Source organism: Pseudomonas sp. URMO17WK12:I7 (assembly GCF_003269045.1).
Taxonomy (GTDB): domain Bacteria; phylum Pseudomonadota; class Gammaproteobacteria; order Pseudomonadales; family Pseudomonadaceae; genus Aquipseudomonas; species Aquipseudomonas putida_J.
In genome coordinates, this window is sequence record NZ_QLTL01000003.1 from 156,779 (window position 1) to 178,802 (window position 22,024).

Sequence of the window (22,024 nt, forward strand, 5' to 3'; positions counted from 1 at the left end):
TGGCGAGGGAGTGCATGCGCACTCTCTCGCTTTTTACTTTCAGAGGTGAAGTGCGATGGACATTAGCGTCAAGTCAAGCCCGTCGTATCAGATGTCTTCGCTAGTCGCCAGCATCCAGAAGGATGACGCGGCCGACAAAGCCTCCGGGCAAGTGCGCAAGGCTTCGCAGGAGGACGCTCCCAAGAGCGAGGTCGAGTTGCATTCGGCCGTGAAGGAAATACAGGATTTCGTCCAGTCGTTGCAGCGCAACCTGGAGTTTTCGGTGGATGATTCCACCGGTACGTGGGTCGTCAAGGTCGTTGCCCGTGACAGCGGCGAGGTAATCCGTCAGATTCCGTCGGAGACCGCCCTCGAACTGGCCCGCAGCCTGCATGACGTCAACAGTCTGCTTTTCGATGAGAAAGCCTGACGGCCCGCAGGTCATTTGAACGGTTGTACGGGTGCCAAAGAGGCACCCCAGCTTTTCGGCGTCAACCAGAAAAGGAGGATGTAATGGCAAGTCCAATTCTACCGAGTTTGGGGCTGGGTTCCGGTCTCGATACTACGGCCATTGTGAAGGCCCTGGTTGATGCCGAGAAAACTCCCAAGCAGGGGCAGCTCGATCGCCGCACGTCGGCAAACACCGCTTCGATTTCGGCGGTGGGTAGCCTCAAGAGCGCACTGGCCGCCTACAAGACGGCGATGGACAAGCTCAATGACAGCGCCAACCCGGCGTTCATTGGCTCGGTGGCGGCCACGTCCAACGACAAGTACGTGAAGGCCACTGCCGGCAGTTCGGCAGTCAACGGCAACTATTCGGTGCAGGTTTCGCAGCTGGCCACCGCGTCGCGCGTGGCCAGTCAGCGCTACACCGACAGCAGTTCGGTGGTGTCCGCCAGTGGCGGCACCCTGACGCTCACTCAGAATAACGTCAGCTTCGACGTTACCATCCCGGCCAATGCCACGCTGCAGCAGACCCGCGACGCGATCAACGCCCAGGCCACGTCCAAGGGCTACACGGCCAACATCGTCAACGACGGTACCGGCTCGCGCCTGGTGCTGAGCTCCGAGACCATGGGTGAGCTTTCGGATATTTCCGTATCCGGCGTCATGACCATCGACCCGTCGGCGCAGATGACCGATGCCGGTGGTGCCGGTCGCATCGGTGACCTGGCCAAGGATGCCGAGTTCGAAATCGACGGCATGAAGCTGACCAGCAAGTCGAACAAGGTCGACAATGCCATCAGCGGCATGACCTTCGAGTTGCTGTCCAAGACCGAAACGCTGTCGCCGGTGTCCATCAGCGTGACCGCCAACACCGACGGCCTGAAGAAGTCGGTGCAGTCTTTCGTCGATGCCTACAACGCCCTGGTGGGCGCGATCAACACGGTCAGTGTTTCGACCAAGGCCACAGATGGCACCTGGAAGACCCCGGCGCTGTCGGGTGACCCGGCAGTGCGCAGCATGCTGACGGCGCTGCGCAACGAGCTGGTGGTGCCGGGCGACAATGGCTCGGGGCAGCTCAGCGTGCTCTCGCAGTTGGGTATCAACACTGCCCAGGGGACTGGCCTGCTGGAATTCGACAGCACCAAGTTCACCAAGGCGATCAACGATCAGAAGCTCGGTGGCGAAGTCCAGAACCTGTTCAATGGTGATGGCGGCCTGCTCGATCGCATGAACAAGGCCATGGAGCCGTTCTCTGCGACCGGTGGTGTGCTGGATGAGCGCAACAAGTCGCTCGAATCGACCAAAAAGAGCCTGGAGATCGAGCAAAGCTCCCTGGATGCCCGCATCAAGGACCTGGAGGCCTCGCTGACCAAGAAGTACAACAACATGGACACCTTGGTGGGCCAGTTGAACTCGCAGCGAGACAGCGTGCTGTCGATCTTCGATGCCATGACCGCCCAGCAGAAGAAATCCTGACGAGGCGTGATACGTAGCGCCAGCGCAGTCATCGCGCTGCGCGCCAGTGCCAAAAGCCCGGCAGCGCGTGACGCTCTGTCGGGCTTTTTGTATTCTCTCTAAAGTTTTTTGACGCCGCGCCGATAGCCCGGTCATACAGCAACCCCGTGGTGACGAGGTACCCCATGAATCCAATGTTAGCCCTTCGGCAGTACCAGAAGATTGGCGCCCAGGCGCAGACCTCCGAGGCGAGCCCGTATCGTCTGGTGCAGATGCTGATGGAAGGCGGCCTGGACCGCATTGCCCAGGCCAGTGGCGCGATGCAGCGCAAGGACATCGCTGCCAAGGGTATCGCCATCGGCAAGGCCATCGGCATCATCGGCGGGCTGCGTGAAGGCCTGGACCGCGACAACATGACCGAAGAGCTCAACCGTCTCGACAGCCTGTACCTGTACATGACCCGCCGCTTGAGCGAGGCCAACATGCAGAACGATCCGGCGATCCTTGACGAGGTCAGGGACCTGCTGATCACTGTCAAGGAAGGCTGGGACGCGATCGGCGCGCAGTAGGAGGGTATATGAGCAAGGTGATCGAGCGTATCGAACAGACCCGTGACGAGTTGCTGGCTGCACTGGCCAGCCGTGACTGGCAGGCGGTCGGTGAGCTTGACCTTGCGTGTCGCGTCTGTGTCGAGGATGTGCTGGCTGAAGCGCTGAGCAATGAGGCCGCGGTGCGTACAAGTCTTGAGGAATTGCTTGTGGTCTACGGGCAGTTGATTGACGTTGCAAGTGGCGAGCGTCAATCAATAGTCGACGAGATGACGCAAATCCGTCAGGCGAAAAACGCCGCCAAGGTATACCATCTGTTCACTTGACCACAGATGTACAAAAAGCCGTGCGCCATTAATTTGACTGTACGGGGTTTTTTGACTTTACTAGTGGCTGTTTTCGAATTTCAGACGTCCGAACACTGACCATTCAGTCGGAGATGTCGAGCATGCCCTGACAAGGGCGCCGATATGACTAGGGAAGTTGCTATTGCATGTGGCGTGAAACCAAGATTCTCCTGATCGATGACGACAGCGCCCGCCGCCGCGATCTGGCGGTGGTCCTGAACTTTCTCGGCGAAGAAAACCTCCCGTGCTCCAGCCAGGACTGGCAGCAGGTAGCAGGGAGCCTGTCTTCGAGTCGTGAAGTGCTCTGCGTCCTGATCGGTACCGTCAACGCCCCGGGCAGTGTGCTTGGGCTTCTTAAGACAGTGGCTGGGTGGGATGAGTTCCTTCCGGTTCTGCTGATTGGTGAAATTTCTTCTGCGGAGTTTCCAGAAGAGCTACGCCGTCGGGTGCTGTCCAATCTCGAGATGCCGCCGAGCTACAGCCAGCTGCTCGATTCGCTGCACCGTGCCCAGGTCTATCGCGAGATGTACGATCAGGCCCGTGAGCGCGGTCGTCAACGCGAGCCCAACCTGTTCCGCAGCCTGGTCGGCACCAGCCGTGCCATCCAGCATGTTCGGCAGATGATGCAGCAGGTGGCCGACACCGACGCCAGCGTGCTGATCCTTGGTGAGTCCGGTACCGGCAAGGAAGTGGTGGCGCGCAACCTGCACTACCATTCCAAACGCCGCGAAGCGCCGTTCGTGCCGGTCAATTGCGGGGCGATCCCGGCCGAGTTGCTCGAGAGCGAGCTGTTCGGCCACGAGAAGGGCGCCTTTACCGGTGCCATCACCAGCCGTGCCGGGCGTTTTGAACTGGCCAACGGCGGCACCCTGTTCCTCGACGAAATCGGCGACATGCCGTTGCCGATGCAGGTCAAGCTGCTGCGTGTGCTGCAAGAGCGTACCTTCGAGCGCGTGGGTAGCAACAAGACCCAGAGCATCGACGTCCGCATCATCGCCGCGACCCACAAGAACCTCGAAACCATGATCGAGGATGGGACGTTCCGCGAAGACCTGTACTACCGCCTCAATGTGTTCCCGATCGAGATGGCGCCGTTGCGCGAGCGCGTGGAAGACATCCCGCTGCTGATGAACGAGCTGATCTCGCGCATGGAGCACGAGAAGCGCGGTTCGATCCGTTTCAACTCGGCCGCGATCATGTCGCTCTGCCGCCACGGCTGGCCGGGCAACGTCCGCGAACTGGCCAACCTGGTCGAGCGCATGGCGATCATGCACCCGTACGGGGTGATCGGGGTGTCGGAGCTGCCGAAGAAGTTCCGCTACATCGATGACGAGGACGAGCAGCTGGTCGACAGCCTGCGCAGCGACCTCGAAGAGCGCGTGGCGATCAACGGCCATACGCCGAACTTCAGCAACCATGCGATGTTGCCGCCAGAGGGCCTGGACCTGAAAGACTACCTCGGTAGCCTGGAGCAGGGCCTGATCCAGCAAGCGCTGGACGATGCCAACGGTATCGTTGCGCGTGCGGCTGAACGTTTGCGTATTCGCCGCACCACGCTGGTCGAGAAGATGCGCAAGTACGGCATGAGCCGCCAGGGCGGCGAGGATCAGGCAGAAGACTGATTGCTTTTTTGGGCGCATGTCTTGAGGTGGATGTTGGGGCGTAGATCGAGCGCCGCCCGCGCGGCGCATCGCGGATGAATCCGCGCCTACATCTGTTGCAGCGTGCCGAACCTGTAACGGCATAGTTGCCAGCCTTGGCGCATGCCTTGAGCCTTGCAGACAAGGCTGACAACCATGGCCTGACAGGCATGGCCACGTTGCAACAGATGTAGGCGCGGATTCATCCGCGATGCGCCGCGCGGGCGGCGCTCGATCTGTGCCACACCACAAGCCTCAAACTGTTCCCTCTCCGGCCCCCCCCAACCCCGGCACGGCTATTGCTACTCCGCTGGCACCACACCGTTTTTATGACGGTCAGCCACGCGAGAGAGCACGATGCCCCAGGCCGCCCACTTTTCCCGAGTCCCTGATCCGCAGGGGCGTACCCCGGTCGAACAGGAGAGTCGACAGGGGCTGGAGCAGGCGTTCGCCCTGTTCAATCAGGTTTCCAGCCAGCTCAACCAGTCCTACAGCATGCTCGAAGCCCGCGTCAGCGAGCTCAAGGGCGAGCTGGCAGTGGTCGGTGCGCAGCGCATGGCCGAGTTGAACGAAAAGGAGCGCCTGGCCAACCGCCTGCAGAACCTGCTCGACCTGCTGCCGGGCGGGGTGATCGTGATCGACGACCAAGGCCTGGTGCGCGAGGCCAATCCGGCAGCCTGCGAAATGCTCGGCGAGCCTGTGGTCGGCCAGCTGTGGCGCCAAGTGATCGCGCGCAGCTTCGCCCCGCGCAAGGACGACGGCCATGAGGTCTCGCTGCGCGATGGTCGGCGGTTGTCGATCGCCACGCGTTCGCTGGATGCCGAACCAGGCCAGCTGGTGTTGCTCAACGACCTGACTGAAACCCGCCGTTTGCAAGACCAGTTGGCCCGGCATGAGCGCTTGTCTTCGCTGGGGCGCATGGTCGCCTCGCTGGCGCACCAGATCCGTACGCCGCTGTCGGCCGCCATGCTCTATGCCAGCCACCTGGCCGACGGTGAGCGCGAGCTCGCGCCAGAAACCCGCCAGCGCTTCGCCGGCAGCCTGAAAGAGCGCCTGCACGAGCTGGAGCACCAGGTGCGCGACATGCTGGTGTTCGCCCGTGGCGAGCTGCCGCTGGGGGATCGGCTGACACCCAAAGCCCTGTTCCAGGCCCTGCAGCAAGCGGCTCAGCCCCATGTGCAAGGGCACGCCGTGCGCTGGCAGTGCGACAGCCACCTGGGCGAGTTGCTGTGCAATCGCGACACCCTGGTCGGTGCCTTGCTCAACCTGATCGAGAACGCCTTGCAGGCCAGCGACAGCCCGGCGCGGCTCAAGGTGCACCTGTTCCGCCGTGATCGCACCTTGCACCTGAACATCAGCGATGCCGGCAGTGGCATCGATGCCGAGTTGCTGGGGCGCCTGGGTGAACCGTTCCTGACTACCAAGGCCACCGGCACCGGGCTCGGGCTGGCGGTGGTCAAGGCCGTGGTGCGTGCGCACCAGGGCAAGTTGCAGTTGCGCTCGAAGGTCGGGCGTGGCACCTGTGTAAAAGTTGAGCTGCCGTTGATCGACGGGCAGGCAACGGAGGTCGTGTGATGGCAATCAAGGTGCTGCTGGTCGAGGATGACCGCGTATTGCGCCAGGCGCTGGGCGATACCCTGGAGATCGGTGGCTTCGCCTTCGATGCCGTCGGCAGTGCCGAAGAGGCGCTGCAGGCAGTGGCAGGCGAGGCTTACAGCCTGGTGGTCAGTGACGTGAACATGCCGGGGATGGATGGTCATGAGTTGCTTGCGCAGCTACGCCGTCATCATCCCCAGTTGCCGGTGTTGCTGATGACCGCCCACGCGGCCGTCGAGCGTGCGGTGGAGGCCATGCGCCAAGGGGCTGCGGATTACCTGGTCAAGCCGTTCGAGCCCAAAGCCTTGTTGAGCCTGGTCGAGCGCCACGCCGCCGGGCGCCTGACGGCCACTGACAATGAAGGGCCGGTAGCCTGTGAGGCCGCCAGTCGACAGCTGTTGGAGCTGGCTGCACGCGTGGCTCGCAGCGATTCGACCGTGCTCATTTCCGGTGAGTCGGGCACCGGCAAGGAAGTGCTGGCGCGCTATATCCACCAGCAATCGCCGCGGGCGGCGCAGCCGTTCGTTGCGATCAACTGCGCGGCGATCCCGGACAACATGCTCGAGGCTACGCTGTTCGGCCACGAGAAGGGGGCCTTCACCGGCGCCATCGCCGCCCAGGCCGGCAAGTTCGAGCAGGCCGAGGGTGGCACCTTGCTGCTCGACGAGATTTCCGAGATGCCCCTGGGGCTGCAGGCCAAGCTGCTGCGCGTGCTGCAGGAGCGCGAGGTGGAGCGGGTCGGTGGGCGCAAGCCGATCGCTCTGGATATTCGTGTGCTGGCCACCAGCAACCGCGACATGGCGGGCGAAGTGGCGGCGGGGCGCTTCCGCGAAGACCTGTACTACCGGCTTTCGGTTTTCCCGCTGGCCTGGCAGCCACTGCGCGAGCGCGCTGGCGATATCCTGCCGCTGGCTGAGCGCCTGCTGGCGCGCCACGTGGCGAAGATGAAGCACGCGCCAGTGCGGCTGTCTGCCCAGGCCTGCGCCTGCCTGCAGGCGCATGCCTGGCCGGGCAACGTGCGTGAGCTGGACAACGCCTTGCAACGGGCGCTGATCCTGCAGCAGGGCGGGGTGATCGAGGCGGCGGATTTTTGTCTGGCGGGCGCCATTCCATTGTCAGTCGGGGCGGTGGCCACTGTATCGCCACTATCCGCGGAAGCGGTGGGCGACTCCGGAGGCCTGGGCGACGATATGCGTCGTCATGAATTCCAGATGATCATCGATACCCTGCGCACCGAGCGCGGGCGGCGCAAGGAAGCTGCCGAAAAGCTGGGCATCAGCCCACGTACCCTGCGCTATAAGCTGGCGCAGATGCGTGATGCCGGGCTCGACGTGGAAGCCAGCCTGTTCGGCTGAAGCATTCATTTGTATGTTTGCGCAGGGCTGGCACACGTGTTGCTAGTTCAGGGCTATCCGCCGCATGAGTGTCAAAAAAATGCGGCCGCCGGAGAGAGAAGGTCATGAGCCAAGGTGTTGAATTCAATCGTCTGATGCTGGACATGCGTGCCATGCAGGCCGATGCCATGTCGTTGCCCAAAGCCACCGCCGCCCCCGAGCTGGCGCCTGGCCAAAGCACCTTTGCCGACATGCTCGGCCAGGCCATCGGCAAGGTCAACGAGACCCAGCAGGCGTCGACCCAGCTGTCCAATGCCTTCGAGATCGGCAAGAGCGGCGTTGACCTGACCGACGTGATGATCGCCTCGCAGAAAGCCAGCGTGTCCATGCAGGCGTTGACCCAGGTACGCAACAAGCTGGTCCAGGCGTACCAAGACATCATGCAGATGCCGGTTTGAGGACGGAAGTAAGTCATGGCTGATGCAGTTGTCGATAACGCCCCTGCCAAGAGCAGCGCGCCAGGTTCCAAGCCGCCGCTGTTGAACATGGCGTTTCTGGAAAACATCTCGCAGATGCCCATGCTGCGTCAGGTCGGCCTGCTGGTCGGGTTGGCGGCCAGCGTGGCGATCGGCTTCGCCGTGGTGCTGTGGTCGCAGCAGCCGGATTACCGTCCGCTGTACGGCAGCCTGGCCGGCATGGACACCAAGCAGGTCATGGATACCCTGGCCTCCGCAGACATTCCCTATCATGTCGAGCCCAACTCCGGTGCTCTGCTGGTCAAGGCCGACGACCTCTCCCGTGCGCGCCTGAAACTGGCGGCGGCCGGCGTGGCGCCGAGCGATGGCAATGTCGGCTTCGAGCTGCTCGACAAAGAGCAAGGGCTGGGTACCAGCCAGTTCATGGAAGCCACCCGCTATCGCCGCAGCCTGGAAGGTGAGTTGGCGCGTACCGTTTCCAGCCTGAACAACGTCAAGGCCGCCCGCGTGCACCTGGCCATTCCGAAAAGCTCGGTTTTCGTGCGTGACGAGCGCAAGCCAAGCGCTTCGGTGCTGGTCGAACTGTACCCGGGCCGTTCGCTGGAAGCGGGCCAGGTGATGGCGATCGTCAACCTGGTGGCCACCAGTGTGCCGGAGCTGGACAAGTCGCAGGTCACCGTGGTCGACCAGCGCGGCAACCTGCTCTCCGAGCAGTTGCAGGACACCGCGCTGACCATGGCCGGCAAGCAGTTCGACTACAGCCGCCGCATGGAAGGCATGCTCACCCAGCGTGTGCACAACATCCTGCAGCCAGTGCTGGGCAATGACCGCTACAAGGCCGAGGTTTCCGCCGACCTGGACTTCAGTGCGGTCGAATCGACGTCCGAACAGTTCAACCCGGACCAGCCGGCGCTGCGCAGCGAGCAGGCGGTCAACGAGCAGCGCGCGAGCAGCCAGGGCCCGCAGGGCGTACCCGGCGCGCTGAGCAACCAGCCGCCAGGCCCGGCGTCGGCACCGCAAACCACTGGTGGCGCTGCCGCGCCGGCCGCTGCCATCCAGCCTGGCCAGCCGCTGGTGGATGCCAACGGCCAGCAGATCATGGACCCGGCCACCGGCCAGCCGATGCTCGCCCCGTACCCGTCGGACAAGCGTGAGCAGACTACCAAGAACTTCGAGTTGGACCGCTCGATCAGCCACACCCGCCAGCAGCAGGGTCGCCTGACCCGCCTGTCGGTGGCGGTGGTGGTCGACGACCAGGTCAAGGTTGGCGCCAATGGCGAGAGCACCCGTGCCCCATGGGGCGCTGAAGACCTGGCGCGCTTCACCCGCCTGGTGCAGGACGCGGTGGGCTTCGATGCCAGTCGCGGTGACAGCGTGACGGTGATCAACGTGCCGTTCGCCGCCGACCGTGGCGAGGAGATCGCTGATATCGCGTTCTACCAGCAGCCGTGGTTCTGGGACATCGTCAAGCAGGTGCTGGGCGTACTGTTCATCCTGGTGCTGGTGTTCGGCGTGCTGCGTCCGGTCCTGAACAACATCACCGGTGGCGGCAAGCAGGCTGCTGCGGACAGCGACATGGAACTGGGCGGGATGATCGGTCTGGATGGCGAACTGGCCAACGACCGTGTCAGCCTCGGTGGCCCGTCAAGCATTCTGTTGCCGAGCCCGAGCGAGGGTTACGAAGCACAGCTCAACGCAATCAAAGGCCTGGTGGCCGAAGACCCGGGCCGCGTGGCCCAGGTCGTGAAAGAGTGGATCAACGCCGATGAGTGACAATCGAGCCATTACCGCCAAGCTGAGCCGCGTCGACAAGGCTGCGATCCTGCTGCTGTCGCTCGGTGAGACCGATGCTGCGCAAGTCCTGCGACACATGGGCCCGAAAGAAGTGCAGCGGGTCGGTGTGGCCATGGCGCAGATGGGCAACGTGCACCGTGAGCAGGTCGAGCAGGTGATGAGCGAGTTCGTCGAGATCGTCGGCGACCAGACCAGCCTGGGCGTGGGCTCCGATGGCTACATCCGCAAGATGCTCAACCAGGCCCTGGGCGAGGACAAGGCCAATGGCCTGATCGACCGTATCCTGCTCGGTGGCAACACCAGCGGCCTGGACAGCCTCAAGTGGATGGAGCCGCGCGCCGTGGCCGATGTGATCCGCTACGAGCACCCGCAGATCCAGGCCATCGTGGTCGCTTACCTCGACCCTGACCAGGCCGGTGAAGTGCTGAGCAACTTCGACCACAAGGTGCGCCTGGACATCATCCTGCGCGTTTCCTCGCTGAACACCGTGCAACCGGCAGCGTTGAAGGAGCTGAACCAGATCCTCGAGAAACAGTTCTCGGGCAACTCCAATGCCGCGCGCACCACCCTGGGTGGCATCAAGCGTGCCGCCGACATCATGAACTTCCTCGACAGCTCCGTGGAAGGTGCGCTGATGGACTCGATCCGCGAGATCGACAACGACCTGTCGGAGCAGATCGAAGACCTGATGTTCGTCTTCAACAACCTGGCCGATGTCGACGACCGCGGTATCCAGGCGCTGCTGCGCGAAGTGTCGTCCGACGTGCTGGTGGTGTCGCTCAAGGGCGCCGACGAGCGGGTCAAGGACAAGATTTTCAAGAATATGTCCAAGCGTGCCTCGGAACTGCTGCGCGACGACCTCGAGGCCAAGGGCCCAGTGCGCGTCAGCGACGTGGAAACGGCGCAGAAGGAAATCCTCACCATCGCCCGTCGCATGGCCGAGGCCGGCGAGATCGTGCTCGGCGGCAAGGGTGCCGAGGAAATGATCTGATCCATCAGGTGACACGACCCTCCTGTGGGGGCGGCCTTGCCGGGACGCCGGACCGGTCGGAAAGGGCTGCGAAGCAGCCCCAGCAATTTATGCGACAACGCTGAAATCCTGGGGCTGCCTCGCAGCCCTTTCGCGACACAAGGCCGCTCCTACAAGGATCGTGTCGCTCGCAGATGAGTAGCCGAGAACATGCCCACCAAAGAATCCCACCCCAGCGACCTGATCCGTGCCCGCGACCTCGAGGGCGTCGACGTCTGGGCGCTGCCCAGCTTCGACCCGGAGCCTGAGCCGGAACCTGAGCCTGCGCCGGAAGTGGTCGAGGAAGAAGTCGAGGAAGTGCCGCTGGAAGAAGTCCAGCCACTGACCCTCGAAGAGCTCGAAGCGATCCGCCAGGAGGCCTACAACGAAGGCTTTGCCACCGGTGAGCGTGAGGGATTCCACAGCACGCAGCTGAAGGTGCGCCAGGAGGCCGAGGAAGCGCTCGCCGCCAAGCTGGCCAGCCTGGAGCAGCTGATGGGGCATCTGCTCGACCCGATCGCCGAGCAGGACACGCAGATCGAACGCAGCGTGGTGCACCTGGTCGCGCACATGGCGCGCCAGGTCATCGGCCGCGAACTGCGCAGCGACTCCAGCCAGATCACCCAAGTGTTGCGCGAAGCGTTGAAGCTGTTGCCGATGGGGGCCGATAACATCCGCATCCACCTCAACCCGCAGGATTTCGAGCTGGCCAAGGCCCTGCGCGAGCGCCATGAAGAAAGCTGGAAGCTGCTCGAAGATGAGGCCCTGCTGCCAGGTGGCTGCCGGATCGAGACCCTGCACAGTCGCATCGACGCGACCATGGAAACCCGCATCGAGAAAGCCGTGGCGCAGTTGTTCGACCAGCTGCACGATCAGGCCTTGCACCCGGCGGCGGCGGACATGTCGGTCGAACTGGACGCCAGCGATGCGCCTTGACCGCACCAGCTTCGGCAAGCGCCTGGGCGGCTACGCCGACGCGATCGGGCTGCCGGTGCAACCGGTGGTCGAAGGCCGCCTGCTGCGCATGGTCGGCCTCACCCTTGAAGCCGAAGGCCTGCGCGCCGCGGTAGGCGGACGTTGCCTGGTCATCAACGACGACAGCTACCACCCGGTGCAGGTCGAGGCCGAGGTGATGGGCTTTGCCGGCAACAAGGTGTTCCTGATGCCCGTGGGCAGCATTGCCGGCATCGCGCCGGGCGCGCGCGTGGTGCCGCTGGACGACAGTGGTCGGCTGCCCATGGGCATGAGCATGCTGGGCCGAGTGCTCGACGGCGCCGGGCGCGCCCTCGACGGCAAGGGCGGCATGCGTGCCGAGGATTGGGTGCCGATGGATGGGCCGGTCATCAACCCGCTCAACCGTGACCCGATCAGCAAGCCGCTGGACGTGGGCATCCGCAGCATCAACGGCCTGCTCACCGTCGGCCGTGGCCAGCGCCTGGGCCTGTTCGCCGGTACCGGCGTCGGTAAATCGGTGCTGCTGGGCATGATGACCCGCTTCACCGAAGCGGACATCATCGTGGTCGGCCTGATCGGTGAGCGGGGCCGCGAGGTCAAGGAGTTCATCGAGCACATCCTCGGTGAAGAGGGGCTCAAGCGCTCGGTGGTCGTGGCATCGCCTGCTGACGACGCACCGCTGATGCGTTTGCGCGCGGCCATGTATTGCACGCGCATTGCCGAGTACTTCCGCGACAAGGGTAAGAACGTCCTGCTGCTGATGGACTCACTGACCCGGTTCGCCCAGGCACAGCGCGAAATCGCCCTGGCCATCGGCGAGCCACCTGCCACCCGCGGCTACCCGCCGTCGGTGTTCGCCAAGTTGCCCAAGCTGGTGGAGCGCGCCGGTAACGGCGAGCCCGGTGGCGGCTCGATTACCGCCTTCTACACGGTGTTGTCCGAGGGTGACGACCAGCAGGACCCGATCGCCGACTCGGCGCGGGGTGTGCTCGACGGCCATTTCGTGCTGTCCCGGCGATTGGCCGAAGAGGGCCATTATCCGGCCATCGACATCGAAGCCTCTATCAGCCGGGTCATGCCGCAGGTGGTGGATCCCGACCACTTGCGCCAGGCACAGAAATTCAAGCAACTGTGGTCGCGGCTGTCGCAGAGCCGTGACCTGATCAGCGTCGGCGCCTACGTGGCCGGTGGTGACCCGGAAACCGACCTGGCGATCGCCTTGCAGCCGCGGCTGGTGGACTTCCTGCGCCAGGGGCTGGACGAAAATGTCGGCATGGGCCAGAGCCGCGACGAGCTGGGGGCGATCTTCACGCCGCCGGCGAAGGGTTGATAGGCCATGAGCCTGCCCGGTCGCGCTGCCCGCCTGGCCCCTGTGGTCAACATGGCCGAAGAGGCTGAACGCAAGGCCGCCCAGCGCGTGGGGCACTTCCAGCAGCAGATGGTTCAGGCCCAGGCCAAGCTGGCTGAGCTGGAGTCGTTCCGCGAAGGTTATCAGGCCCAGTGGATCAGCCGTGGCGGGCAGGGCGTGAATGGCAGTTGGCTGCTCAATTACCAGCGCTTCCTGGCTCAGTTGGAAACGGCCATGACCCAGCAACGTCAGAGCCTGGCCTGGCATGAGAACAACCTGAAGAACGCCCGCGGCACCTGGCAGCAGGCCTATGCCCGGGTGGAGGGGCTGCGCAAGCTGGTGCAGCGCTATCTGGAGGAGGCGCGACGGGCGGAAGACAAGCGCGAGCAGCGTTTGCTGGACGAACTGTCGCAGCGCTTGCCCAGGCAAGGTCATCTGTAACCTGTGCCGGCCTCTTCGCGGGTAAACCCGCTCCCACGGGAACAGCGCAAGGCCCGGGAGCAGTGCGGTCGCTGTGGGAGTGGGATTGTCGGGGGTGCCGAACCGCCGCGAAGGGGCCTGTGCCGGCTTGCCTTGATAGTCCAGCCGCGGGCTGCTAAACCTTGAAGAGTTGCATTCGCCATCATCGAAGGAATCGCTAGCATGGCAGTCGAGACTGATTTTTCGCAGGACGGGAAAAAACTCACGATCAAGGTCAAGGGGCGCTTCGATTTCGGCAAGCATCAGGAATTTCGTGATGCCTATGAGCGCCACCCTAAAAAGCCCGACTCGGTGGTGGTCGACCTGAAGGATGCCACCTACCTGGACAGCTCCGCGCTGGGCATGCTGCTGTTGCTGCGTGACCATGCCGGCGGTGACGACTCGGACGTGCGCGTGGTACATGCCAGTTCTGACGTGCGCAAGATCCTGGCCATTTCCAATTTCGAAAAACTGTTCGATATCAGTTGAGTGCCCAGATGCCGGCCGAGCAGGCGTTGACCGTACTGGTGGCTGAGGACGGGGCGGTCGACCGCCTGCTGCTGGCGCAGATCGTCCGTCGCCAGGGTCACCAGGTATTCACGGCGGAAAATGGCGAACAGGCCGTCGCGTTGTTTGCCGAGAAGCGCCCGCAGCTGGTCTTGCTCGACGCCTTGATGCCGGTGATGGATGGTTTCGAGGCCGCGCGCCAGATCAAGGCATTGGCCGGCGAGGCGCTGGTGCCGATCATCTTCCTGACCTCGCTGAGCGAGGAGGATGCCCTGGTGCGTTGCCTGGAGGCTGGGGGTGACGACTTCATGGCCAAGCCCTACAGTGCGGTGATCCTCGGTGCCAAGATCCGCGCCATGGACCGCCTGCGTCGCTTGCAGGCGACCGTGCTCGAGCAGCGTGACCAGATCACCCGCCACCATCACCACCTGCTCAACGAGCAGCGGGTGGCCAAGGCGGTGTTCGACAAGGTCGCCCACTCCGGTTGCATCACTGCGCCGAACATCCGCTACCTGCAGTCGCCCTATGCCCTGTTCAATGGTGACCTGCTGCTGGCTGCGTTCACCCCGGCCGGTGACATGCGCGTGCTGCTCGGCGATTTCACCGGCCATGGTCTACCTGCTGCAGTCGGTGCGATGCCGCTGGCGGAAGTGTTCTACGGCATGACTGCCAAAGGCTACGGCATGCCACAGATGCTGCGCGAGATGAATGCCAAGCTCAAGCGCATCCTGCCGGTGGACATGTTCTGCTGCGCACTGCTGCTAAACATGAGCGTGCAGCGCGGTGCCGTGGAAGTGTGGAATGGCGGCATGCCGGATGGCTACCGACTGTCGGCTGGCGGGCAAGTGCTGGGTTGCCTGGGGTCGCGGCACCTGCCGCTTGGCATTCTGGCGCCAGAGCGCTTCGACGACAGCACCGAAGTGCTGCCGCTGGCGGCGGGGGAGCGGCTGTTGTTGCTGTCCGATGGCGTGGTCGATACCGCAGACGAGCAGGAGCGCCTGTTCGGTGTCGAGCGCTTGCGCGAGGTGCTGGCTGCCAATCGCGACCCGGCTCGGCTGTTCGATGAGGTCATGCAGGCCCTGGAGCGTTTCGGCGGGCGCCCGCGGGATGACATCAGCCTGTGTGACATTCGCATGTTCAGTGGCGATGACCGGGTACCTGCTCCGACCCTGTATTCCGATAGCGGGCGCTCCAGCCCGCTGGACTGGTCACTGGGGTTTGAATTGCGTGGCGAAAGCCTCAAGCGTTTCAACCCGGTGCCCTACCTGGTGCAGCTGTTGCAGGAGATCCATGGCTTGCGGCCGCGCACCGGCGCCTTGCACAGTGTGCTCAGCGAGTTGTATTCCAATGCCCTGGAGCATGGTGTGCTGGGCCTGGATTCGCAGCTCAAGCGTGATGTGCAGGGGTTTGCCGACTACTATCAGGAGCGGGCCCGGCGCCTGCTGGCGTTGGCCGAAGGTTTCGTGCGCATCGACCTGAAGGTGGAACCGTCAGGGGCGGGCGGGCGTCTTACCATCGAGGTTCGCGACAGTGGCGCGGGGTTCGATGTGTGCGGCGTGTTGTCGCGCCCGTCCCTTGAGCAGGACTTGAGCGGTCGCGGGCTGAAGCTGGTGCAGCGGCTGGGCAGCCGCGCCGAATGGCGCGAAGGTGGCCGTTGCGCCCACGTTCAGTTCGATTGGTGATGCGCCTGGAGGGCCGCAGGGCGGCTCAGGCATAATCCGGCTTGATCAAGGAGTGAGCAAGTGACTGACATGCATATTGACCACAAGGTACTCAGCGATTTGCAGGAGGTCATGGAAGATGGCTACCTGCAGCTGCTGGAAACCTTTCTGGAAGACTCCGAGCGGCGTTTGAGCCAGCTCCATGAGGCCAAAAGCGCCGATGAACTCGGCATGGCCGCGCACAGCTTCAAGGGCAGCAGCAGCAACATGGGGGCTGTTGGCCTCGCCCGGTTGTGCCAGCAACTGGAAGAACGGGTAAAGGTGCGACCGATGTATGGCATCGAAGACCTGATCAACCGGATCGACGAGGAATATCTGGAAGTGCAGTGCTTCTATCGCGGCGAGCGTGAGCGCGTCTCAGCGAGCTGATGGCAAGTTGGCGCGACTTTTGCCTCTCTGTGGCCAGATGATATTCCTGTTTCTGGCGCGGAGAACGCTCAATGCCTGTCGCACCCAACCCTTTGATGCAAGCCAACACCGTGAGCAAGGTGTCGAACGCAGGTTCCTCGCGGGCGGACAAGCCGCTGCAGGCGGCGGGCGGGCTGGGCGGCGGCTTCGATAAGGTCATGGCCGGGCAGGGGCGTGACAAGGTGCCTGCGGGCAACGACAAGGTTGCTCAGCCCGGCCCGAAAGACAAACCCGACATTGCCCAAGGCGGCAAGAAGCAGGACGCCGATAAACCGGCGGTTGCCGATGACGGCAACAAATTGCCAGCAGACGATGCAGCGCCGGACACTGCCGATGCTGCAGCGCCCAGCGATTCGGGGTCGCTTGATGCCAACCTGGTTGCTGGCCAGGTGACTGATGCACAGCCCGGCGCGCAGTTGCTGCAGGCTCAGGCCGAAGCAGTCGCGCCGGTGTTGCAGGCCGCGATGCAGCAGCCGGTGGCCGCGGTTGCCGCGCCGTTGCCGGCAGCGCCCGAGGCCGATGCTGATGCCTTCGACCCGGATGCCGATCCTTTGGCCAACCTGCCGACCTTGCGCCTGGCCTTGGAGCAGACTGCTCAGGCCAAAGGTACGACCTCGGCGCATGCTGCCGACGCCTCCAAGGCGCAGCCCGAAGATGGTCAGGCGGCCGTCAATCCGTTGGCGACCCTGATCGACAAGGTCGAGGGCCAGGCAGGCCAATCCGAGACCGGCGACAAGGCCTTCGGCGCCTTGCTCGATGACGGGCTCAAGGACACCAAGAGCGCCAGCAGCGATACCCGGGTCGATGACTTTGCCAACCGCCTGGCCAGCCTGACCCAGGCAGTTACCGCGAAGACCGCCAATGCCCTGCCGGTAAGCGCCAACCCTTTGCATCAGCCCTTGCAGATGAACCAGGGAGCGTGGGCCGAAGGCCTGGTCAACCGGGTCATGTACCTGTCCAGTCAGAACCTCAAGTCGGCGGATATCCAGCTGGAACCGGCCGAGCTGGGTCGCCTCGATATCCGCGTCAATGTCGCGACTGACCAGTCCACCCAGATCACCTTCGTCAGCGGCCATGCTGGCGTACGAGATGCATTGGACAGCCAGGTGTATCGCCTGCGCGAGCTGTTTGCTCAGCAGGGGCTGGCGCAGCCGGACGTCAATGTCGCCGACCAGTCCCGCCAGCAACAGCAGCAGGCGCAACAGGATGGCTCGCAGTTGTCCGGGGTCGCCGCCCGGCGGGCGCAGGGTGGCGGGGGCGAGCAGGGTGAGCCGGCTGAAGTTTCCCGGCCAGTGGAGCAGCAGGTGGTGATTGGCGACAGTGCGGTCGATTATTACGCTTGATGGGTTTGGCTTTGGATATGCAGCGGCTGTGAGATCGAGCGCCGCCCGCGCGGCGCATCGCGGATGAATCCGCTCCTACATTTGTTGCAACGTGCCGAACCTGTCACGCCATGGTTGCCTGCCTTGGCGCATGTCTTGAGCCTTGCAAACAAGGCTGACAACCATGGCCTTTCAGGCATGGCCACGTTGCAACAAATGTAGGAGCGGATTCATCCGCGATGCGCCGCGCGGGCGGCGCTCGATCTCACAGGCGCCACACCTCTCAAGCCAAACCCCTCACAAACCAAATCTGGCATAACACTTGCTCAAGCCACGTCATCCTCCTTTGAAACCCCGATGGACGACGGATTATTGGCATGGCGAAGAGCGACGCAGTGAAAGACCCCGCCGCAAAAGGCAAACTCAAGCTGATCCTGCTGCTGGTGCTGGCGCTGCTGCTGGCGGTCGGCCTGTCGGTGGGCGCCACCTGGTTCATCATGCACAAGAGTGAATCGGCACCCGCCCCTGAAGCGGCCGCTACCAACGTCAAGGCCGCCGCGATCTACGTGCCGCTGGCGCCCGCCTTCGTGGTCAACTTCAACCAGAACGGCCGCCAGCGCTACATGCAGCTGAGCATCACCATGCAGGGCCGTAATCAGGCCGACCTGGACGCACTCTCGGTGCACATGCCGGTCATCCGCAACAACCTGGTGATGATGTTCTCCGGGCAGGGCTTCGATACCCTCGCGGCCAGTTCGGTGGGCCAGGAGATGCTGCGTCAGAAAGCCACCGCAGTGGTTCAGGAAGTGGCGCAGAAAGAAGTCGGCAGGCCGGTGGTCGACCAGTTGCTGTTCACCAATTTCGTATTGCAGTAGGAGTCCGCAATGGCCGTACAGGACCTGCTGTCCCAGGATGAGATCGATGCCCTCTTGCATGGCGTCGACGATGGGCTGGTACAGACCGAGAGCGTTGCCGAGCCTGGCAGCATCAAAAGCTACGACCTGACCAGCCAGGATCGGATCGTGCGTGGTCGCATGCCGACCCTGGAAATGATCAACGAGCGTTTCGCCCGCTACACCCGCATCAGCATGTTCAACCTCCTGCGGCGTTCGGCCGACGTGGCGGTGGGCGGCGTGCAGGTGATGAAGTTCGGCGAGTACGTGCATTCGCTGTACGTGCCGACCAGCCTCAACCTGGTCAAGATCAAGCCGCTGCGCGGCACCGCGCTGTTCATTCTCGACGCCAAGCTGGTGTTCAAGCTGGTGGACAACTTCTTCGGGGGTGACGGCCGTCACGCCAAGATCGAGGGCCGTGAATTCACCCCCACCGAGCTGCGCGTGGTGCGCATGGTGCTGGACCAGTGCTTCGTCGACCTCAAGGAAGCCTGGCAAGCGATCATGCCGGTCAACTTCGAGTACATGAACTCCGAGGTCAACCCGGCCATGGCCAACATCGTCGGCCCGAGCGAGGCAGTGGTGGTGTCGACCTTCCATATCGAACTGGACGGCGGTGGCGGCGACCTGCATGTGACCATGCCCTATTCGATGATCGAGCCGGTACGCGAAATGCTCGATGCCGGCTTCCAGTCCGACCTCGATGACCAGGACGAGCGCTGGGTCAAGGCCCTGCGCGAGGACGTGCTGGACGTTTCGGTGCCGCTGACCGCCACGGTTGCTCGCCGCCAGCTGAAACTGCGCGACATCCTGCACATGCAGGCTGGCGACGTGATCCCGGTGGAGCTGCCCGAGCACCTGGTACTGCGCGCCAATGGCGTGCCGTCGTTCAAGGCGCGCCTGGGCTCGCACAAGGGCAACCTGGCCCTGCAGATCATTGACCCGATCGAACGCCGCTGACTGCGTGCCGGTCGCTCTTTACGAATTGAATGCCTGTCGAGGACATCATGGCTAACGAAAACGAGATCACTTCCGCGGAAGACCAGGCCCTGGCCGATGAGTGGGCCGCGGCCCTGGAAGAAACCGGTGATGCCGGCCAGTCCGACATCGACGCACTGCTCGCCGGTGACGGCGGCAAACCCGGTGCCGGCCGCCTGCCGATGGAAGAGTTCGCCAGCTCCCCGCGGCCGAACGAAAACGTCAGCCTCGAAGGCCCGAACCTGGATGTGATCCTGGACATTCCGGTGAACATCTCCATGGAAGTGGGCAGCACCGAAATCAACATCCGCAACCTGCTGCAGCTCAACCAGGGCTCGGTGATCGAGCTCGACCGCCTGGCCGGTGAGCCGCTCGATGTGCTGGTCAACGGCACGCTGATCGCCCATGGCGAAGTGGTTGTGGTCAACGAGAAGTTCGGCATCCGCCTGACCGACGTGATCAGCCCAAGCGAACGCATCAAGAAGCTGCGCTGAGTGAAAGGCACGATACGGGCCATGATGGCCCTGGCCGCGCTATTGGCCAGTGAAATGGCCATCGCCACCGCCACGCCTGCTGCCAGCCCGGTTGCAGCGCCGGCCGGTGCGCCCGGCAGCCTGGGTGGGCAGCTGGCGCAGATGGTGTTCGGCCTGCTGCTGGTGGTGGGGCTGATCTTCTTCCTGGCCTGGGCGTTGCGCCGCATGCAGGGCGCCGCGCCCAAGGGTGGGCAGGTGATCGAGATCGTCGGCAGCCGTGCCATCGGCCCGCGTGACCGGCTGTTGCTGGTGCAGGTTGGCAAGGAGCAGATCCTTATCGGCCACACCCCGGGCAGCATCGAGGCGTTGCATGTGCTGGCCGAACCCGTCGAAGTACCTGCCAGCGCGCGCCAGGCGACGCCGGAGTTTGCCCAGCGGCTGATGGAGCTGATGGGCAAGGATCAGAAGGACAAGAAGTGATGACCCGCGCCTTGCGCCTGCTGTTGAAAAGAACCTTGAGCACATTGTTGCCACTTGCGCTGCTGCTGGTTGCGCCGCTGGCCCTGGCGGCAGACCCGTTGTCGATTCCGGCCATTACCCTGTCCAACACCGCGGACGGGCAGCAGGAGTATTCGGTCAGCCTGCAGATCCTGCTGATCATGACGGCGCTCAGCTTCATCCCGGCGTTCGTCATCCTGATGACCAGCTTCACCCGCATCATCATCGTGTTCTCGATCCTGCGTCAGGCCCTGGGCCTGCAGCAGACGCCGTCGAACCAGGTGCTGACCGGCATGGCGCTGTTCCTCACCCTGTTCATCATGGCGCCGGTGTTCGACCGGGTGAACCAGGATGCCCTGCAGCCGTACCTGAGCGAGCAGATGACAGCCCAGCAGGCCATCGAAAAGGCCCAGGGGCCGCTCAAGGACTTCATGCTGGCACAGACCCGGCAGAGTGACCTCGACCTGTTCATGCGCCTGTCCAAGCGCACCGACATCGCCGGCCCTGATCAAGTGCCGCTGACTATCCTGGTGCCGGCGTTCGTCACCTCGGAGCTGAAGACCGCATTTCAGATCGGCTTCATGATCTTCATCCCGTTCCTGATCATCGACATGGTGGTGGCCAGTGTGCTGATGGCCATGGGTATGATGATGTTGTCGCCGCTGATCATCTCGCTGCCGTTCAAGATCATGCTGTTCGTTCTGGTCGATGGCTGGGCGCTGATCATGGGTACCTTGGCCGGCAGTTTCGGCGGCGTCTGACGCCGCCTAGGAGAGCCCCGCATGACACCTGAAGTAGCTGTCGACCTGTTCCGTGACGCGCTGTGGCTGACCACCCTGATGGTTGCCGTGCTGGTGGTGCCGAGCCTGCTGGTCGGCCTGATCGTGGCCATGTTCCAGGCCGCCACGCAGATCAACGAACAGACCTTGAGCTTTCTCCCGCGTCTGCTGGTGATGCTGGTCACGCTGATCGTCGCCGGGCCCTGGCTGGTGCAGAAGTTCATGGAGTACATCACCGGCCTGTACACCAGCATCCCGCAGCTGATCGGTTGAGCCTGCCATGCTGGAGTTGACCGACGCGCAGATCGGCACCTGGGTCGCCACCTTCATCCTGCCGCTGTTCCGGGTGACTGCGGTGCTGATGACCATGCCGATCTTCGGTACGCGCATGCTGCCGGCGCGCATCCGCCTGTACGTGGCGGTGGCCATCACCGTGGTCATCGTACCGGCGCTGCCGCCGCTGCCGGAGTTCGACCCGCTGAGCCTGCGCGGCCTGCTGCTGTGTGGCGAGCAGGTCATCGTCGGCGCGTTGTTCGGGTTCTCCCTGCAGTTGCTGTTCCAGGCCTTCGTCATCGCCGGGCAGATCATCGCCGTGCAGATGGGCATGGCCTTCGCCTCGATGGTCGACCCGGCCAACGGGGTCAACGTGGCCGTGGTCAGCCAGTTCATGACCATGCTGGTGAGCGTGTTGTTCTTGCTGATGAACGGCCACCTGGTGGTGTTCGAGGTCATGACCGAGAGCTTCACCACCTTGCCGGTGGGCCATGCCCTGGTAGTCAGCCATTACTGGGAAATGGCCGGCCGCCTGGGGTGGGTGTTCGGTGCCGGCCTGCTGCTGATCCTGCCGGCGATCACCGCGCTGTTGGTAGTGAACATCGCCTTCGGCGTGATGACCCGTGCCGCGCCACAGCTGAACATCTTTTCCATCGGTTTCCCGCTGACCTTGGTGCTGGGCATGGGGATCTTCTGGATCGGCCTGGCCGATGTGCTTTCGCACTACCAGACGTTGGCCAGCGAAGCGCTGCAGTGGCTGCGTGAACTGGCGAGGGCGCCCTGAAC

Annotated in this window: 24 protein-coding genes; all 24 read left to right on the top strand. The window is 63.5% G+C overall.

The window, feature by feature from the left end; all coding sequences use genetic code 11:
• Nucleotides 1-55: 55 nt before the first annotated feature.
• Nucleotides 56-409, top strand: coding sequence for a flagellar protein FlaG (locus tag H040_RS04865; RefSeq protein WP_027921172.1), 354 nt, complete (start codon nt 56-58; stop codon nt 407-409).
• A gap of 83 nt (nt 410-492) precedes the next feature.
• The gene (gene fliD, locus H040_RS04870) at nt 493-1,902 is read left to right on the top strand and encodes a flagellar filament capping protein FliD (protein WP_027921173.1); all 1,410 of its coding nucleotides are present in this window, start codon (nt 493-495) and stop codon (nt 1,900-1,902) included.
• A gap of 164 nt (nt 1,903-2,066) precedes the next feature.
• On the top strand, nt 2,067-2,450 hold the full coding sequence (fliS, locus tag H040_RS04875) for a flagellar export chaperone FliS (RefSeq protein WP_027921174.1): 384 nt from the start codon (nt 2,067-2,069) through the stop codon (nt 2,448-2,450).
• A gap of 8 nt (nt 2,451-2,458) precedes the next feature.
• On the top strand, nt 2,459-2,755 hold the full coding sequence (locus tag H040_RS04880) for a hypothetical protein (protein WP_027921175.1): 297 nt from the start codon (nt 2,459-2,461) through the stop codon (nt 2,753-2,755).
• Nucleotides 2,756-2,922: 167 nt separating this feature from the next.
• Nucleotides 2,923-4,398, top strand: a complete 1,476-nt coding sequence (fleQ, locus tag H040_RS04885) for a transcriptional regulator FleQ (RefSeq protein ID WP_027921176.1) — start codon at nt 2,923-2,925, stop codon at nt 4,396-4,398.
• 375 nt (nt 4,399-4,773) lie between these two features.
• Nucleotides 4,774-5,991, top strand: coding sequence for a sensor histidine kinase (locus H040_RS04890; protein ID WP_027921177.1), 1,218 nt, complete (start codon nt 4,774-4,776; stop codon nt 5,989-5,991).
• Nucleotides 5,991-7,367: a sigma-54-dependent transcriptional regulator gene (locus H040_RS04895; protein ID WP_027921178.1), complete on the top strand. Its 1,377-nt coding sequence runs from the start codon at nt 5,991-5,993 to the stop codon at nt 7,365-7,367. The genes H040_RS04890 and H040_RS04895 overlap by 1 nt, the downstream gene beginning before the upstream one ends.
• Before the next feature lie 104 nt (nt 7,368-7,471).
• On the top strand, nt 7,472-7,804 hold the full coding sequence (gene fliE / locus H040_RS04900) for a flagellar hook-basal body complex protein FliE (protein ID WP_027921179.1): 333 nt from the start codon (nt 7,472-7,474) through the stop codon (nt 7,802-7,804).
• A gap of 15 nt (nt 7,805-7,819) precedes the next feature.
• The gene (fliF, locus tag H040_RS04905) at nt 7,820-9,595 is read left to right on the top strand and encodes a flagellar basal-body MS-ring/collar protein FliF (protein WP_027921180.1); all 1,776 of its coding nucleotides are present in this window, start codon (nt 7,820-7,822) and stop codon (nt 9,593-9,595) included.
• The gene (gene fliG, locus H040_RS04910; protein ID WP_027921181.1) at nt 9,588-10,607 is read left to right on the top strand and encodes a flagellar motor switch protein FliG; all 1,020 of its coding nucleotides are present in this window, start codon (nt 9,588-9,590) and stop codon (nt 10,605-10,607) included. The genes fliF and fliG overlap by 8 nt, the downstream gene beginning before the upstream one ends.
• Before the next feature lie 189 nt (nt 10,608-10,796).
• Entirely contained in the window at nt 10,797-11,561 is a 765-nt protein-coding gene (gene fliH, locus H040_RS04915; protein WP_027921182.1) for a flagellar assembly protein FliH, read from the top strand.
• The gene (fliI, locus tag H040_RS04920; protein WP_027921183.1) at nt 11,551-12,909 is read left to right on the top strand and encodes a flagellar protein export ATPase FliI; all 1,359 of its coding nucleotides are present in this window, start codon (nt 11,551-11,553) and stop codon (nt 12,907-12,909) included. The genes fliH and fliI overlap by 11 nt, the downstream gene beginning before the upstream one ends.
• Nucleotides 12,910-12,915: 6 nt before the next feature.
• On the top strand, nt 12,916-13,368 hold the full coding sequence (gene fliJ / locus H040_RS04925) for a flagellar export protein FliJ (RefSeq protein ID WP_027921184.1): 453 nt from the start codon (nt 12,916-12,918) through the stop codon (nt 13,366-13,368).
• Nucleotides 13,369-13,569: 201 nt separating this feature from the next.
• On the top strand, nt 13,570-13,875 hold the full coding sequence (locus H040_RS04930; protein ID WP_027921185.1) for an STAS domain-containing protein: 306 nt from the start codon (nt 13,570-13,572) through the stop codon (nt 13,873-13,875).
• Between the two features lie 8 nt (nt 13,876-13,883).
• A complete protein-coding gene (locus tag H040_RS04935; RefSeq protein WP_027921186.1) occupies nt 13,884-15,575 on the top strand; it encodes a fused response regulator/phosphatase in 1,692 nt (563 codons plus the stop codon).
• Between the two features lie 60 nt (nt 15,576-15,635).
• Complete coding sequence (locus tag H040_RS04940; RefSeq protein ID WP_027921187.1) at nt 15,636-15,983, top strand: Hpt domain-containing protein; 348 nt, start codon at nt 15,636-15,638, stop codon at nt 15,981-15,983.
• Nucleotides 15,984-16,054: 71 nt separating this feature from the next.
• Complete coding sequence (locus tag H040_RS04945) at nt 16,055-17,365, top strand: flagellar hook-length control protein FliK (protein ID WP_027921188.1); 1,311 nt, start codon at nt 16,055-16,057, stop codon at nt 17,363-17,365.
• A gap of 356 nt (nt 17,366-17,721) precedes the next feature.
• A complete protein-coding gene (gene fliL / locus H040_RS04950) occupies nt 17,722-18,219 on the top strand; it encodes a flagellar basal body-associated protein FliL (RefSeq protein ID WP_027921189.1) in 498 nt (165 codons plus the stop codon).
• A 9-nt stretch (nt 18,220-18,228) separates the two neighbouring features.
• Nucleotides 18,229-19,197: a flagellar motor switch protein FliM gene (gene fliM, locus H040_RS04955; protein ID WP_027921190.1), complete on the top strand. Its 969-nt coding sequence runs from the start codon at nt 18,229-18,231 to the stop codon at nt 19,195-19,197.
• 47 nt (nt 19,198-19,244) lie between these two features.
• Nucleotides 19,245-19,709 (top strand): flagellar motor switch protein FliN, encoded by a 465-nt coding sequence (fliN, locus tag H040_RS04960; protein ID WP_027921191.1) that lies wholly within the window; start codon nt 19,245-19,247, stop codon nt 19,707-19,709.
• Nucleotides 19,710-20,168, top strand: a complete 459-nt coding sequence (fliO, locus tag H040_RS04965; protein ID WP_027921192.1) for a flagellar biosynthetic protein FliO — start codon at nt 19,710-19,712, stop codon at nt 20,166-20,168.
• Entirely contained in the window at nt 20,168-20,947 is a 780-nt protein-coding gene (gene fliP / locus H040_RS04970; RefSeq protein WP_050437269.1) for a flagellar type III secretion system pore protein FliP, read from the top strand. The genes fliO and fliP overlap by 1 nt, the downstream gene beginning before the upstream one ends.
• A gap of 21 nt (nt 20,948-20,968) precedes the next feature.
• Nucleotides 20,969-21,238: a flagellar biosynthesis protein FliQ gene (gene fliQ / locus H040_RS04975; RefSeq protein WP_027921194.1), complete on the top strand. Its 270-nt coding sequence runs from the start codon at nt 20,969-20,971 to the stop codon at nt 21,236-21,238.
• A gap of 7 nt (nt 21,239-21,245) precedes the next feature.
• Nucleotides 21,246-22,022 carry a flagellar biosynthetic protein FliR gene (gene fliR / locus H040_RS04980; RefSeq protein WP_027921195.1) on the top strand — a complete coding sequence of 259 codons (777 nt, stop codon included), beginning with the start codon at nt 21,246-21,248 and terminating at the stop codon, nt 22,020-22,022.
• Nucleotides 22,023-22,024 lie beyond the last annotated feature (2 nt).